Annotated in this window: 11 protein-coding genes; 5 read left to right on the forward strand and 6 right to left on the reverse strand. The window is 72.2% G+C overall.

Going from position 1 to position 15,052, the window contains the following annotated elements:
- Positions 1-14: 14 nt before the first annotated feature.
- The 3 genes from AC3CH1_RS13665 to AC3CH1_RS13675 are packed head-to-tail and all read right to left on the reverse strand — an operon-like array spanning position 15 to position 2,825.
- Positions 15-926, reverse strand: coding sequence for an ABC transporter ATP-binding protein (locus AC3CH1_RS13665; protein ID WP_488463145.1), 912 nt, complete (start codon positions 924-926; stop codon positions 15-17).
- Positions 923-1,831: an ABC transporter permease gene (locus tag AC3CH1_RS13670; RefSeq protein WP_488463146.1), complete on the reverse strand. Its 909-nt coding sequence runs from the start codon at positions 1,829-1,831 to the stop codon at positions 923-925. The genes AC3CH1_RS13665 and AC3CH1_RS13670 overlap by 4 nt, the downstream gene beginning before the upstream one ends.
- Entirely contained in the window at positions 1,821-2,825 is a 1,005-nt protein-coding gene (locus tag AC3CH1_RS13675; protein ID WP_488463498.1) for an ABC transporter ATP-binding protein, read from the reverse strand. Before AC3CH1_RS13675 ends, AC3CH1_RS13670 begins: the two co-directional genes overlap by 11 nt.
- Positions 2,826-3,195: 370 nt before the next feature.
- On the opposite strand from AC3CH1_RS13675, the gene AC3CH1_RS13680 reads away from it, so the two are divergent.
- The 4 genes from AC3CH1_RS13680 (at position 3,196) to AC3CH1_RS13695 (ending at position 7,566) form a co-directional block, all read left to right on the forward strand.
- Positions 3,196-4,047 carry a M24 family metallopeptidase gene (locus AC3CH1_RS13680; protein WP_488463499.1) on the forward strand — a complete coding sequence of 284 codons (852 nt, stop codon included), beginning with the start codon at positions 3,196-3,198 and terminating at the stop codon, positions 4,045-4,047.
- Positions 4,044-5,816 carry an SDR family oxidoreductase gene (locus AC3CH1_RS13685; protein WP_488463147.1) on the forward strand — a complete coding sequence of 591 codons (1,773 nt, stop codon included), beginning with the start codon at positions 4,044-4,046 and terminating at the stop codon, positions 5,814-5,816. The genes AC3CH1_RS13680 and AC3CH1_RS13685 overlap by 4 nt, the downstream gene beginning before the upstream one ends.
- Complete coding sequence (locus AC3CH1_RS13690; protein WP_488463148.1) at positions 5,813-6,760, forward strand: MerR family transcriptional regulator; 948 nt, start codon at positions 5,813-5,815, stop codon at positions 6,758-6,760. The genes AC3CH1_RS13685 and AC3CH1_RS13690 overlap by 4 nt, the downstream gene beginning before the upstream one ends.
- Before the next feature lie 215 nt (positions 6,761-6,975).
- Positions 6,976-7,566, forward strand: coding sequence for an RNA 2'-phosphotransferase (locus AC3CH1_RS13695; RefSeq protein ID WP_488463149.1), 591 nt, complete (start codon positions 6,976-6,978; stop codon positions 7,564-7,566).
- A gap of 21 nt (positions 7,567-7,587) precedes the next feature.
- Here the strand turns inward: AC3CH1_RS13695 and AC3CH1_RS13700 are convergent, their stop codons facing one another.
- Positions 7,588-8,490 carry an LLM class flavin-dependent oxidoreductase gene (locus AC3CH1_RS13700; RefSeq protein ID WP_488463150.1) on the reverse strand — a complete coding sequence of 301 codons (903 nt, stop codon included), beginning with the start codon at positions 8,488-8,490 and terminating at the stop codon, positions 7,588-7,590.
- Between the two features lie 149 nt (positions 8,491-8,639).
- On the opposite strand from AC3CH1_RS13700, the gene AC3CH1_RS13705 reads away from it, so the two are divergent.
- Positions 8,640-9,497 (forward strand): Cof-type HAD-IIB family hydrolase, encoded by an 858-nt coding sequence (locus tag AC3CH1_RS13705; protein WP_488463151.1) that lies wholly within the window; start codon positions 8,640-8,642, stop codon positions 9,495-9,497.
- Positions 9,498-9,615: 118 nt separating this feature from the next.
- On the opposite strand, the gene AC3CH1_RS13710 is transcribed toward AC3CH1_RS13705, so the two are convergent.
- Positions 9,616-11,322, reverse strand: a complete 1,707-nt coding sequence (locus tag AC3CH1_RS13710; RefSeq protein WP_488463152.1) for a sensor histidine kinase — start codon at positions 11,320-11,322, stop codon at positions 9,616-9,618.
- Positions 11,323-11,453: 131 nt separating this feature from the next.
- Positions 11,454-14,996: a thiol reductant ABC exporter subunit CydD gene (gene cydD, locus AC3CH1_RS13715; RefSeq protein ID WP_488463153.1), complete on the reverse strand. Its 3,543-nt coding sequence runs from the start codon at positions 14,994-14,996 to the stop codon at positions 11,454-11,456.
- Positions 14,997-15,052: the final 56 nt, after the last annotated feature.

The following is a 15,052-nucleotide window of genomic DNA, read 5'->3' on the forward strand; positions in this document are numbered from 1 at the left end:
TTTCAGGCCACTACTCAGGCCGCTACGAGGTAGGAAAAGACCGATTCGAGGGACTCGTCGGACGGCGAGACGGTCAGCAGCCGGATGGACTGCTCACGGGCCACCCTCGGCAGCAGTTCGGTGAACCGTCCGAAGTCGACGGCCTGGATGCGCAGTGCCTTCTCGGTCACGTCGACCTCGATGCCCGCCGTGGACGGGTCGGCGATGAGCGCGGCCGCGAGGGCCCGGTCGTCGCTTGAGCGCACCAGATAGCGGTGCGGGCGGTCCGTCATCAACCGGCGGATCTTCCGGAAATCGCCGGACGCGGCGTGACGTCCGGCCACGATCACCTCGATGTGCGAGGCCAACTGCTCGACCTCTTCGAGGATGTGGGAGGAGAACAGGACCGTGCGCCCCTCGTCCCCCATCCGCCGCAGCAGTTCCATCAGCTGCATCCGCTGGCGCGGGTCCATCCCGTTGAACGGCTCGTCCAGGAGCAGCACCGAGGGCTCGTGGACCAGCGAGGAAGCCATCTTCACGCGCTGGCGCATGCCCTTGCTGTACGTAGAGATCTTGCGGTCCTGCGCGTACTCCATCTGGACCGTGGCGAGCGCCTTCTGCGCCTCGGCTGCGCCCAGACCCTGGAGTTCGGCGTTGGCGACGACGAATTCCTTGCCGGTGAGGAAGTCGTACATCCCCTCCCGCTCCGGGACGATGCCGATCTTCTTGTAGACGGCTTCGTTGCGCCAGATCGGCCGGCCGTCGAGCGTGACCTTCCCCGTCGAGGGAGCGAGGAATCCGCCCATCATGTTGATGAGGGTGGACTTTCCGGCGCCGTTCGGGCCGAGGAGTCCGGTGACGCCGGGCCCCACGGTCATGGAGACGTCGTTGACGGCGACCACGTTGCCGAACCAGCGCGAGGTGTGGTCGATCTCGATGGTGGTCACAGCCCGACCCTCCGGTAGCGGCGCATCAGAACGGCGTACGAGCCGGCGACGAGCGCGAGAACAACGAACAGGTAGACCACGCCGGTGCCGGCGCCCGGGCCTTCCCCTCCGGGGAAGGCCGAGGAGGCGCCGAGGAACGCGGTCTGGACGCCGTCGATCAGCGTGATCGGCGAGAAGAGGCCCAGCCACTGCACGGCACCCTCCGACCCGGTCTCCCAGGCGATGGCCTGGATCGTGGAGACGGCGCCGTAGGTGATGGTCAGGAGGGCGATCACCGCGGCGACGCCGAAGCCGCGCCGCGGGGTCAGGGCGGCCATCACGAGGCCGAGGCCGGCGAACAGCACGGACAGCAGCGCCACCGACACCAGTCCCTGGCCGAACCACTTGGTCTGATCCGCGAAGTCGAACTTCGCGAGCAGAGAGCCCACGTAGAGGACGAGCAACGGCGCGCCGGTGAGGATGAAGAGAGCGGCGGCGGTGGCGGCGAACTTCGCCCCCACGTAGTCGGCGCGTTCGATCGGCCGCGAGAAGTACAGGGGGACGCTCTTGAACCGGAGGTCCCTGGATACCGCCTGCGGCGCCTGGGCGGCGATGAACAGACCGATGACGGCCTGGAGGTAGATCGCGTACGCGGTGTACTCGACCACCAGCTTGCTGGCGTCCGGGGCGGCCATGGAGACCGCCACCAGGATCGCCGCGACCAGCGTCATCACGCCGAACAGCAGCATGGGGAGCACCTTGGACTTGGCCGAGCGGCCCAGTCCGAAGGAGCCCCGCAGCGTCTGCGAGAACAGGGACCGGCGGGCGTAGGCCCGGCCGAGCCGCGGTCCGTCGTAGGAGCGGTAGCCGATGTTGTGGATCCGGGAGGCGTCGCGCCCGGCCGCGGTCCCGGTCTCAGTGCTCATCACGACCGCTTCCCTTCTGCTGTACGGCCCCGGCGGTGGCGGCCGCGGCCGGGACGGCGGTGCTGTGCGCCCCGCCCTGTTCGTCACGGAAGACCTCGGCGATGTGGTGGCGGCGCTGTTCCATGCGGACCAGGCCGAGCCCGAGCCCGGCGACGCTGTCGCGGACCAGGTCGTACGTGTCCTCCCCGGCCGCCTCGATCAGCAGGATGTGGCCCGCGCCCGGCAGCCCCTCCGTGTCGATCCCGTCCTGGCCGATGAGGGTGACCCCGGCGTCGGTGAGGATCTTGCGCAGCGCGCCGGTGCCGTCGGGGTGGGTCTCGCTGTCGGTCACCTCGACCGCGAGGGTCGCGGTGGTCTGCGTGAAGTCGCTGGTGGAGCTGGAGCGCAGGAGCGTGCCGCCGTCGATGACGACGACGTGGTCGCAGGTGCGTTCCAGTTCGCCCAGGAGGTGCGAGGTCACCAGCACGGAGATGCCGAAGTCGGTGTGGATCCGGCGGATCAGGCCGAGCATCTCGTCACGGCCGACCGGGTCCAGGCCGTTGGTGGGCTCGTCGAGGAGGACCAGCTGGGGGTCGTGGACGAGGGCCTGGGCCAGCTTGACCCGCTGCTTCATGCCGGTCGAGTAGCCGCCGATGGGTCGGTAGCGCTCCTCGTAGAGGCCGACGTGGCGCAGGGTGTCGGCCGTGCGCTCGCGGGCCGCCGTGGGCGGCAGCCCCGACATGCGGGCCATGTGCACGACGAACTCGGTCGCCGAGACGTCGGGCGGCAGGCAGTCGTGCTCGGGCATGTACCCCACCCGTTCCCGGATGGCGGCGCCGCTGGTCGCGACGGAGAGCCCGAGCACTTCGGCCCGGCCTTCGGTGGCGGGGGAAAGACCCAGCAGGATCTTGATCAGTGTGGACTTGCCGGCTCCGTTGGAACCCACCAGACCGGTCACACCCGGTCCAATGTCCAACGTGAGCCGGTCAAGCGCGGTCACCCGGGGGAACCGCATGCTCAGGGCTTCGGTAGCGATAACGGCTGTCACGGAAACGACGTTAGTGGCGCGGGCCACAGGGGTCGTCAGCCCTGATGGCTGGATCCACGTCAGACTCCAGGCGTACGCGCCCGTAGGGGGACCCCGCGAAGGACGAGGCCCGGTCTCCGGGACGGGCGGCGCGCGATCAGGGTTTCACCAGAGGGGCCGACGATCCGGGCTCCCCGCCGGCGGGGCGGAGTTTTCCACAGAAAGAAGCGCCCGGCGCCCGGGCTTGTCCACAGGGCGTGCAGCCCTCTTGACGCAGCCGCTGAGCATTGTCACATTCATCAGTGTCACGTTACGGGCACGTACCGCACACGGCAGGGAACGGACGGTGGCGACCGGCATGGTCTCGGCAGTGCACGACGAAAGCGCCCCGGAGCTGCGGGGGTTCAGAGAAGTCCAGCGTCTGGCCTACGCCTGCGCGGAGGCGGTCGCCGGTCAGCTGCGGTCGGGGGTGACCGAGCGCGAAGCGGCCCGGATGCAGCGCACATGGCTGCGCGAGCGAGGCGTGCGCGACTGGTTCCACCTCCCGTTCGCCTGGTTCGGGGACCGCACGGCGTTCGCCGGGTTCAAGGTGCCGCTGCAGTTCTTCCCGACCGACCGGAAGCTGGAGCCGGGGATGCCGTTCATCCTCGACATGGCCCCGGTGTACAAGGGCTTCACCGCCGATGTCGGGTACGCGGGGCGCCTGGGCCTCAATCCCCTGCACGTCAGGCTGCTGGCCGATCTGGAGGCCCACCGCGAGCTGATCCTGCGGGAGGTGCGCGAGCGCCGTTCGCTGCGCGAGATATACGAGGACGTCGGATGCCTCATGACCGCGCAGGGATATGCGAACAGGCACCGGGCCCACCCCTTCGGCATGATCGCCCACAAGATCGACCGGGTCGCCGAACGCCGTTGGTCGCCACAGGTGTTCGGCTTCGGCGCCCAGGCCCTCAAGGGACTGGTGAGCGACGCGCTGCACGGTCATCGGGGCGGCTGGTCGCCGCTGTGGAGCCCCTACCGCTTCTCCGACCACCCGCCGCAGCCCGGCCTGTGGGCGGTTGAACCCCACCTCGGATTCCGGGGTACGGGCGCGAAGTTCGAGGAGATCCTGGTCGTCACCGACTCCAAGGACCCCGAGCAGAGCGCGTTCTGGCTGGACGACGATCTGCCGCATGTGCGGCGCTGGGCCGAGGAGAAGGTGGCGGCGTGAATCTGTCCCGAGCGCGCGAGCGACGCGTGGTGACCGGGGGCGTCGAGCTGTGCGTCGCCGAACTGGGCGACGCGGGCCGGCCGACCGTGGTGCTGGTCCACGGCTATCCGGACAGCAAGGAGGTCTGGTCGGACGTCGCCGTCCGGCTGGCCGAGCACTGGCACGTGGTGCTGTACGACGTGCGGGGGCACGGCAGGTCCACCGCGCCGAAGCCGCTGCGCGGCGGCTTCACCCTGGAGAAGCTGACCGACGACTTCCTGGCTGTGATCGACACGGTCAGCCCGGACCGGCCGGTGCACGTGGTCGGCCACGACTGGGGATCCGTCCAGGCCTGGGAGTTCGTCACGGTCGGCAGGACCGAGGGCCGGATCGCCTCCTTCACCTCGATGTCCGGTCCGTCCCTGGACCACTTCGGGCACTGGATCAAGCGCCGGATGGCCCGCCCCACCCCGCGCCGGGTCGGCCAGCTGCTCGGCCAGGGCGCGAAGTCCTGGTACGTGTACATGCTCCACACCCCGGTCCTGCCGGAGCTCGCCTGGCGCGGCCCGCTCGGGAAGCGGTGGCCCCGGATCCTGGAGCGCATGGAGAAGGTGCCCGCGGGCGACTACCCGACCGCCTCCCTGCCGGACGACGCGGCACACGGAGCCTGGCTCTACCGCGACAACGTCCGCGCCCGGCTCAGCAGGCCCCGCGCGGACGCCTACGCCCACGCCCCCGTCCAGCTGATCACGCCGACCGGCGACTCGTTCCTCTCCGAGCGGCTCTACGACGGGCTGGAGGACTGGGTCCCGACCCTGGTGCGCCGCTCGCTTCCGGCCAAGCACTGGGTGCCCCGCACCCGACCGGACCAGGTGGCCTCCTGGGTCGACGAGTTCGTCACCGCGAACGAGTCCGCCGGACGGGAGGGCGCGCCCGCGCAGCGGACGGCCGCGCGGGGTCCCTACGCGCAGCGGTTCGGCGGTCAGCTGGTCCTGGTGACGGGCGCGGCCTCCGGGATCGGGCGGGCCACCGCGTTCGCGTTCGCCGAGGCGGGCGCCCGCGTCGTGGCCGTGGACCGGAACGCGGAGGGGGCGGCCCGGACCGCGGAGATGGCGCGGCTGATCGGGGCGCCCGCGGCCTGGGGCGAAGCGGTCGACGTCAGCGACGAGACCGCGATGGAGAAGCTCGCCGCCCAGGTCGCCGCCGAGTACGGCATCGTCGACGTCCTGGTCAACAACGCCGGGATCGGGCTGTCCGGCTCCTTCCTGGAGACCACGAGCGAGGAGTGGAAGAAGGTCCTCGACGTCAATCTGTGGGGGGTCATCCACGGCTGCCGGATCTTCGGCACACAGATGGCGGACCGGGGCCAGGGCGGCCACATCGTCAACACGGCGTCGGCCGCGGCCTTCCAGCCATCCCGGGTACTGCCCGCGTACAGCACGTCGAAGGCGGCCGTGCTGATGCTCAGCGAATGTCTGCGGGCCGAACTGGCGGAGAAGTCGATCGGGGTGAGCGCGATATGCCCCGGCATCGTCAACACCAACATCACCGCCACCACGCGTTTCGCGGGGGCCGACGCGGCGGAGGAGGCGCGGCTCCAGAAGCGGACGAGCCGTCTCTACGGTCGGCGCAACTACCCGCCGGAGAGGGTCGCCGACGCGATCCTCCGGGCGGTCGTGCGCAACCAGGCTGTGGTGCCGGTGACCCCCGAGGCGCGTGGCGCGCGGCTGCTGTCCCGGCTGAGCCCCGGGGCCCTGCGCTCCGTCGCCCGGCTGAAGCCTCCGCTGTGACCGGGGCCGGCGCCCGGCCCGCCGAGTACCGGATCGAGGACCTGGCCCACGCCAGCGGGGCCACGGTGCGCACGATCCGCGCCTACCAGGACCGGGGGCTGCTCCCGACGCCCGAGCGGCGCGGCCGGGCCAATGTGTACCGGGAGACCCATCTGGCCCGGCTGCGGCAGATCGCGGACCTGCTGGACCGGGGCTACACCCTGGCCAGCATCAAGGAGTTGCTGGAGGCATGGGACGCGGGACGCGGGCTCGGCGGGGTGCTCGGGCTGGTCGCCGAGGTGCACGGCCCGTGGACGGACGAGGAGGCCGACCGGATCAGCCGCCGGGAGCTGGACGCGAGGTTCGGCGGCCGACAGGACGACGAGGCCATCGCCGAGGCGGTGGAGCTCGGCGTGCTGGAGCGGGTGCCCGGCCGGGACGACGAGTTCCTCGTGCCCAGTCCGCAGGAGCTGGCGGTGGCCGTCGAGTTGTACGCGGCCGGGGTGCCGCTGTCCGCGATCTCCGGCCATCTGCGGGAACTTCGCGGTCAGGTGGAGCACATCGCCTCCCGTTTCCTCGAATTCACCACCGAGCACGTCTTCGCCCGCTATCTCGGCCATCGGCCTCCCACCGACACCGACGCGGCCGAGGCGGCGTCCCTCGTACGGCGCCTTCGGCCCCTCGCCCAGCAGACGGTGGACGCGGAACTGGCCCGTGCCATGCGAACGTTCGCGACACGTCATCTGCACCACCACCTCGGCACGGCGGAAACGGCGACCCCCGAGGACACGACGCGCCCCGTGCTGCTCCCCGCCCGTACAACACAAGCCGTGCAGCAGCTGGTTGGCGCGGACCACGTGGCTGCCTTCGTCGCGGCGGCAACCGAACGGGAGGTGCAGGCGCGCACCTTGGACCACCTGAGCACAACTCACGCCGAAAAGGTCAAAGTCGACGAAAGCCCCTAAAGCGCAAGCGTGTTGTCCACAGAACTGCCAAATAGTCTGTGGATAACCTGAGTTGGCTGTGGATCAAACCTGTCGAAGGAGAAAGTCCGAAGAACCGCGAAAGAACGAAGAACCGACGAGATGACGAGGTGACGGACCGGCGAGCGGACGAGCGGACAAGTGGACGAGTGGAAATGCGGATGCACGGACAAGCCGGCCACGGGCACTCTGACGCCATGGACGAACGTCGCACCGTCAAGGTGTCCAAGTACCTCTCGAAGCATCTGCGGCATCAGCCGGAACGCATCGGCCTCACACTCGACGAGAACGGCTGGGTGGCGGTCGAGGAGCTGCTGCGCGCCGCGGCCCGGCACGGATTCGCCGTCTCCCGGGCCGAGCTCGACCACGTCGTCGCCGCCAACGACAAGCGGCGCTTCACCATCGAGAGCGGTGCCGGGAGCAGCGTGGGGAGCGGCGTCCAGGACGGCATCGAAGGCGACCGCATCCGCGCCGATCAGGGCCACACCGTCGCCGTCGACCTGGACCTGCCACCCGCCGAACCGCCCGCGTACCTCTACCACGGTACGGTCGCCCGGGTGATGGACGCGATCCGGACCGAGGGCCTGCGCCCCATGGCCCGCCACCACGTCCACCTGTCCCCCGACCGGGAGACGGCCACCCTGGTCGGCGCCCGTCGCGGCCGCCCCCTCGTCCTCACCGTGGAGGCGGGTGCGATGCACCGCGTCGGCCATGTCTTCCGGGTCAGCGCCAACGGCGTCTGGCTCGCCGACGCCGTACCCCCTCAGTTCCTGCGCTTGCGCGACTGAAAGGCCCCGGTCGCTACGCCTCTACGCCAGCTGCGCGGGCGCCTCGGTCGCGATGCGCTCGAAGACCTTCGGGTCGACGTCGAAGACCGAGTCCGGGATCGGGGCGTGGATGACGATCTCGGTGAAGCCCAGCTCCGCGTGGCGTCCCGCGAAGTCGACGAACGCGTCCACGGACTCCAACGGGCCGTTGCGGTCCGGTGTGAAGGCGGTGAGCAGGATCCGGTCCACCTCGGATGCGTCCCGGTCGATCTCCGCGCAGGCCGCCGTGAGCCTCTCGTTCTGCCCCCGCAGCGCGGCCCGTGACTCCTCCGGCGTGCCGTTCTCGTACAGCTTGGGGTCGCCGGTGGTGACCCAGGCCTGCCCGTGCCGGGCGGCGAGCTTCAGGCCGCGCGGTCCGGTCGCGGCGACCGCGAAGGGCAGCCGGGGCCGCTGGATACAGCCGGGAATGTTGCGGGCCTCCTCCGCGGCGTAGTGCTTCCCCCGCTCGGTCACCGCGTCCTCGGTGAGCAGCCGGTCCAGGAGCGGGACGAACTCGGCGAAGCGGTCGGCGCGTTCGCGCGGGGTCCAGGCGTCCTGGCCCAGGGCGGTGGCGTCGAAGCCGCTGCCACCGGCGCCGATGCCGAGGGTGACCCGGCCGCCCGAGACGTCGTCCAGGGTGATCAGTTCCTTCGCCAGCGTGACCGGGTGGCGGAAGTTCGGCGAGGTCACGAGGGTGCCCAGCCGCAGGCGTTCGGTGGCCGTCGCCGCGGCGGTGAGCGTGGGCAGCGCCCCGAACCACGGGCCGTCCCGGAAGGTCCGCCAGGACAGGTGGTCGTAGGTGTAGGCGGTGTGGAAGCCCAGCTCCTCCGCGCGCTGCCAGCGGTCGCGACCGCCCTCGTTCCAGCGGTATACGGGAAGGATCACGGTGCTCAGGCGGAGACTCATGCCCCTGAGCCTACGACCGCACGCGCGTGTGACGGCGACCTGATGGCGACGGCATATGCCAGAGGACTTTTCTGCAGACCAACACCCCCACCCACTCAGATGTGCGCCCTTCCGCACGCACGTGCACCTTCGTGGGCGAGAATGGCCCGGTGACCTCAGTGACCGATGCGCCTCTTCCCACCGTGACCCGGCTGATCGCCACCGACCTCGACGGCACCCTGCTGCGCGACGACAAGACGCTGTCCGCGCGTACGGTCGCGGCCCTCGCGGCGGCCGAGGAGGCCGGGATCGAGGTCTTCTTCGTCACCGGCAGGCCGGCCCGCTGGATGGACGTCGTGCGGGACCACGTCCAGAGCCACGGTACGGCGATCTGCGCCAACGGCGCCGTGGTCACCGACCTGCGGACGGACGGCGAGCTGCTCTCCGTACGGCCGCTGGAGCGCGCAGCCGCCCTGCACGTCGTGCGCGTCCTGCGAGAGGCGGCTCCCGGCACCTCCTTCGCCGTCGAGATGACCACCGGCATCAACTACGAACCGGTCTACCCACCCTTCCACCTGGACCCGGGCGCGGCCGTGGCCGTCGCCGAGAAGCTGCTGCACGAGGACGCCCCGGGCACCGGCGCGCCGGTGATCAAGCTGCTGGCCCACCACACCGAGCTGTCCCCCGACGCCTTCCTCACCCTGGCCCGTACGGCCGCCGGCGACCGGGCCGACATCACCCGCTCCAGCCCCTCCGCGCTCCTGGAGATCAGCGGGCTCGGCGTCTCCAAGGCCACCACGCTCGCCGCCTGCTGTGCCGAGCGCGGCATCGCGCCCGCCGAGGTGGTCGCCTTCGGCGACATGCCCAACGACGTCGAGATGCTCAGCTGGGCCGGCGCCTCCTTCGCGATGGGCAACGCCCACCCGGACGCGGTGGCCGCCGCCTCGGGCAGGACCGCGACCAACGAGGAGGACGGGGTGGCGGTCGTCATCGAGCGGGTCCTCGCCGCCCGCGCGGAGACCCGCTGAAACCTTTCGGCACACCAGCCCCGCCGACCCGCCAGCACACCGGCACACCGCCTCGCAGGGCCCGCGAGGCCTGCCCCGCCCGCCGCGCCCCCTCCAGGGGGTCACCGTCGCGCCGCCCTCACAGCGGCGCCTCCCACACCACCGTCGTACCGCAGCCGCCCTCCCCGATCCCCGGTTCGATTCGGCTCGATCCGCCCAGGGACTCGGCCCGGCGGGCCAGGTTGCGCAGCCCGCTGCGGCGGCCGCCCTCCGGGATGCCCACCCCGTCGTCGGCGACCGAGAGACGCACCGCTGCCCGCCCGTCCGGCAGGGTCACCGTCGCGTCGACGACCACATCGATCAGCGACGCCCCCGCGTGCCGGAACGCGTTGGAGAGGGCCTCGCGCAGCGCGGCGACCAGGTTCTTGCCGGTCAGCTCACCGACGAGCGAGTCCACCGGGCCCAGGAAGCGGTGCGAGGGCTTGAAGCCGAGCGGGACGGCCGCCATGTTGATCTCCCGCAGCACGCGGGTGCGCAGCCCCGACGGGGCTTCGGCCGGTTCCTGCTGGAGCGCGAAGATGGCCGTGCGGATCTCCTGGATCGTCACGTCCAGTTCGTCCACGGCCCGGCCTACGCCGGTCCGCACCTCGGGCACCACCGACCGGCGCTGGGCGCTCTCCAGCATCATCCCGGTGGCGAACAGCCGCTGAATGACCAGGTCGTGGAGGTCGCGGGCGATCCGGTCACGGTCCTCGTACACCGCGAGCCGCTCCCGGTCCCGCTGCGCCTCGGCCATCATCAGCGCGAGCGCCGCCTGGGAGGCGAACTGGGTGGCGAGCGTCCGCTCGGTCTCCGTGAACGGGCGCGCTCCCCGCGCACGGGGAGTGGCCAGCGCGCCGAGCACCCGGCCGCCGCTGTGGAGCGGCAACATCATGCTGGGGCCGAACCGGTCGGCCAGCCTGGTGACCATCCGGCTGTCGGTGGCCGAGTCGTCGATGAACACCGCCTCGCCCGCCAGGAGTTTCGCCACCACCGCGCTCCGGGGCGGGATGATCACGCCGAGCGCGGACGCGGGGTCGTCGGACGAGACGGCGACGATCTCCAGGCCGCCCTCCTCGGCGGGCAGCAGCACGATCCCGGCGGCGGAGTCGGCGAGCCGGCGGGCCTGTTCGGCGACCACGGACAGCGCCTCGTCGGCGTCCCCGCCCGACAGGAGGGCCGTGGTGACCGCGACCGAACCGTCGATCCAGTGCTCCCGCTGCCGTGCCGCCTCGTACAGCCGGGCATTGCCGATGGCGATCCCGGCCTCGGTGGCGAGCACCCTGACCATGTGAAGGTCGTAATCGCTGAATTCGGCGCCATCCTGCTTCTCGGCCAGGTAGAGGTTGCCGAAGACGTCCCCCTGGACCCGGATGGGCACCCCCAGGAAGGTCCGCATCGAGGGGTGCCCCGGCGGGAAGCCCGCGGACCGCGGATCGGTGGACAGATCGGAAAGCCGGACCGGGGCGGGGTCGTGGATCAGCGCGCCGAGCAGGCCCCGGTGGCCGTCGGGGCGTCGCCCGATCGCCTCGGCCACCTCCTGCGGAACGCCGTAGGTGACGAAGTCCGACAGCCCCTCGCCCAGCTCGTCGACGACGCCGATGGCGGCGTACCGGGCGTGGGCGAGCTCGGCCGCCGTCTCGCAGATCCGGTCCAGGGTGGAGTGCAGTTCCAGCCCCGCGCCGACGGAACGCATCGCCTCCAGGAGCTGCGGCACCCGCGCGGTCAGTTCGGTGGACAGACCCTGGAGGCTGCGGGTGGCCCGGGTGGCGGCGTCCAGGGAGTCCTGCGGGTCGGGCTCTGCCATGGTCCGAGCCTAGTTAGTACCGATTGGGGGCGAAAGTCGAGAATGCTCTCGACAGGCGAAGGGGCGCCGGCCACCCGGGCCGACGGGCGAAGGGGCGCCGGCCACCCGGGCCCGGCCCGGTGCCGACGCCGCTATCGGGCCCCCGCCCCGACCGTCTGCCGTTCACGCTTCAGCATGCGGCGCAGCGGCCCGTCCTCGGCGACGAGTTCGGCATACGGTCCGCGCTGCACGACCCGGCCCGCGTCCAGCACCAGCACCTCGTCGACGGTGTCGAGGCCGGTCAACCGGTGGGTGATCAGTACGGTCGCACGGCCCCGCGTCGCGTCCAGCAGGTCGGCGGTGAGCGCGTCGGCGGTCGGCAGGTCGAGGTGCTCGGCCGGCTCGTCCAGGACGAGGACGGGGAAGCCCGCGAGCAGCGCGCGGGCCAGCGCGAGGCGCTGGCGCTGACCGCCGGAGAGCCGCGCGCCGTGCTCGCCCACCGGGGTGTCGAGCTCCTCCGGCAAGGCCAGTACCCAGGTGAGAAGCCGGGCCCGGGAGAGCGCGTCGAGCAGTTCGGCGTCGGTCGCCCCGGGGCGGGCCAGCCGCAGGTTCTCGCGGATCGTGCTGTCGAAGACATGCGCGTCCTGGGCGCACAGCCCGACCGAGCGCCGGACCGTCTCCGACTCCAGCGCCGACGCCTCGACGCCGCCCAGCCGGTACGTCCCCGACGAGGCGTCCAGGAAGCGCAGCAGGACCTGGGCGAGCGTCGTCTTGCCCGAGCCGGAGGGGCCCACGACCGCGATGCGCCGGCCGGGCGTCAGCGTCAGGTCGAGCGAGGCCAGCGCGTCGTGGCGGGCCCCCGGGTAGCGGGCGCTCAGCCCTCGCACCTCCAGCGGGAAGGGCGACGCGGGCTCCTCGGCGGGGACCTCGGGCTCCCGTACGGGCACGGGGGCGTCCAGCACCTCGAACACCCGCTCGGCGCTCCGGGCGACGCGCTGGCGGTACTGCACGGCGAGCGGCAGCCCGGTGACGGCCTCGAAGGCGGCGAGCGGGGTCAGCACCACCACGGCGAGCGCGACACCGGACAGCCGGCCGTCCTGCACGGCGGGGACGGCGACGGTCGCGGCGGCCACCACGGTGAGCCCGCAGACCAGGGCGGACAGCCCGCCGCCCAGTGCCGTCGCGGCGGCGGCGCGCGAGGCGATCCGGGTCAGCAGCGTGTCGGCCGCGCGCAGCCGCGTCTGCCGGGCGGGCAGCGCGCCCGCGACGGTCAGTTCGGCGGTGGCGCCCAGGAGGTCGGTGACCCGGGTGGCCAGGGCGGCGCGGGCGGGTGCGAGCTGACGCTCCGTACGGCGGGCGCAGGCGCCGCTGACGAGCGGGACGCCGACCCCGGCGACCAGCAGCCCCACGGCCAGGATCACGCCCGCCTCCGGGAGCAGCCAGCCGGTGAACCCGGCGGCCCCGGCCCCCACCACGACGGCGGTGCCGACCGGCAGCAGCCAGCGCAGCCAATAGTCCTGGAGCGCGTCCACATCGGCGACGAGCCGGGACAGCAGGTCACCGCGCCGCGTGGTGCGCAGGCCCCCGGGAGCGATGCGTTCGAGACCCCGGTAGACGGAGATCCGCAGGTCGGCGAGGAGCTTCAGGACGGCGTCGTGCGAGACGAGCCGCTCGGCGTAGCGGAAGACCGCCCGGCCGATGCCGAAGGCGCGGGTCGCGGTGACCGCCATCATCAAGTACATGACCGGCGGCTCTTCGGAAGCGCGGGAGATCAACCATCCGGAGACCGCCATGAGCCCCACGGCCGACCCGACCGCCAGGCTGCCGAGCAGCAGGGCCAGGGTCAGCCGTCCGCGCTGCGTCCCGGCGGACTCGCGGACCCGGGCGAGCACCCGTCCGGAGCGGGCAGCGGTCTTCCGCGGTACGCCGTCGGCCGCGCGCAGTTCCTCCGCCCGGTGGGCGTCCAGGAGTTCGCCTCCGGCGAGCGGCTGGGGGACGGCAGGTCCGGCGGCGACGGCACGCGTGCCACGGCCCCCGTCCTCGGTCCGCTCCCGCACGGCGGTACGCGGCTTGAGGGCCACCACACGGTCGGCCACCGCCAGCAGGGCCGGACGGTGGACGACCAGCAGCACGGTCCGCCCGGCGGCCAGCCTCCGTACGGCGTCGACGATGCCCGCCTCGCTCTCGCCGTCCAGGCTCGCGGTCGGCTCGTCCAGCAGCAGGAGCGGCCGGTCGGCGAGGAACGCCCGAGCGAGGGCGAGGCGCTGGCGCTGACCCGCGGAGAGCCCGGCGCCGTCCTCCCCCAGGGCCGTCCGCATCCCGTCGGGCAGTGCCGCGACGAAGTCGTACGCGCCCGCGTCCCGCAGCGCCGCGAGGACCGCCTCGTCGTCGGCGTCGGGCCGCGCGAGGCGGACGTTCTCGGCGATGGTGTCCGCGAAGAGGTGGGGGCGCTGAGGGACCCAGGCGATACGGCTCCGCCAGCGTTCGAGGTCCAGATCCCCGAGGTCCCGGCCGCCGACCCGGACGTGCCCCTCGTCGGGTGCGGCGAACCCGAGGAGCACGTTCAGCAGGGTGGACTTGCCGACCCCGCTCGGGCCGACCAGGGCGACGGTCTCCCCCGGCTCCACGGTGAGCGACGCGGCGTCCAGCGAGGGTTCGACGCGCCCCTCGTGGCGTACGGTCACGTCCGCCAGCTCCAGGCGCAGCGCGTCCGGGACGTCCTCGGCGCCCGAGGCCCGGGGCTCGGTCTCCAGGACCGTGAAAATCTCCTCCGCGGCCGACAGCCCCTCGGCCGCCGCGTGGTACTGCGCCCCCACCTGGCGGATCGGCAGATACGCCTCCGGGGCCAGGATCAGGACCACCAGGCCGGTGTAGAGGTCGAGTTCGCCGTGGACCAGCCGCATGCCGATCGTGACGGCGACGAGGGCCACCGACAGGGTCGCCAGCAGCTCCAGGGCGAACGAGGACAGGAAGGCGATCCGCAGGGTGCGCAGGGTGGCCCGGCGGTAGTCGGAGGTGATCGTGCGGATCGATTCGGCCTGCGCCTTGGCCCGCCCGAAGACCTTCAGGGTCGGCAGCCCGGCGACGACGTCCAGGAAGTGCCCGGAGAGCCGGGACAGCAGCTGCCACTGGCGGTCCATCTGCGACTGGGTGGCCCAGCCGATCAGGATCATGAAGAGCGGGATGAGCGGCAGCGTGACGACGATGATCGCCGCCGACACCCAGTCCTCGGTGACGATCCGGGCAAGCACCGCCACGGGCACCACGACGGCGAGTCCGAGCTGCGGGAGATAGCGGGCGAAGTAGTCGTCGAGCGCGTCGATGCCACGGGTCGCCAGCGCGACGAGCGAACCGGTGCGCTGCCCGCTCAGCCAGTCGGGGCCCAGTCGCGCGGCCCGCTCCAGGAGCCGGCCGCGCAGTTCGGACTTGACGGCCGCGCTGGCGCGATGGGCCGCCAGTTCGGTGAGCCAGGCGACGAAGGCCCGACCGAGGGCGACCGCGGCGAGCAGAAGAAGGGGGGTGCGCAGCGCGGTGACCGTGAGGCCGCCTTCGAAACCGCCCACCACGATCTCGGCGATGAGCATCGCCTGGGCGATCACCAGCAGGGCGCCGACCAGGCCGAGGGCCACCACGGCCGCCAGAAAGAGGCGGGTGGCGCGTGCGTGGTGGAGCAGACGCGGATCGATCGGTTTCACGTGAAACATCCCCCCGGCGGGGTCGGTGAACTCTGCGGTACGGTGAGCTGCCGCGG

It is taken from the genome of Streptomyces sp. MGP-P1 (assembly GCF_057766565.1).

Coding starts and splice junctions, on each gene's coding strand:
- AC3CH1_RS13675 (WP_488463498.1), bottom strand. CDS start 2,825: ATGCGGTTCCCCCGGGTGACCGCGCTTGACCGGCTCACGTTGGACATT.
- AC3CH1_RS13710 (WP_488463152.1), bottom strand. CDS start 11,322: ATGGCAGAGCCCGACCCGCAGGACTCCCTGGACGCCGCCACCCGGGCC.
- AC3CH1_RS13680 (WP_488463499.1), top strand. CDS start 3,196: ATGGTCTCGGCAGTGCACGACGAAAGCGCCCCGGAGCTGCGGGGGTTC.
- AC3CH1_RS13670 (WP_488463146.1), bottom strand. CDS start 1,831: ATGAGCACTGAGACCGGGACCGCGGCCGGGCGCGACGCCTCCCGGATC.
- AC3CH1_RS13700 (WP_488463150.1), bottom strand. CDS start 8,490: ATGAGTCTCCGCCTGAGCACCGTGATCCTTCCCGTATACCGCTGGAAC.
- AC3CH1_RS13695 (WP_488463149.1), top strand. CDS start 6,976: ATGGACGAACGTCGCACCGTCAAGGTGTCCAAGTACCTCTCGAAGCAT.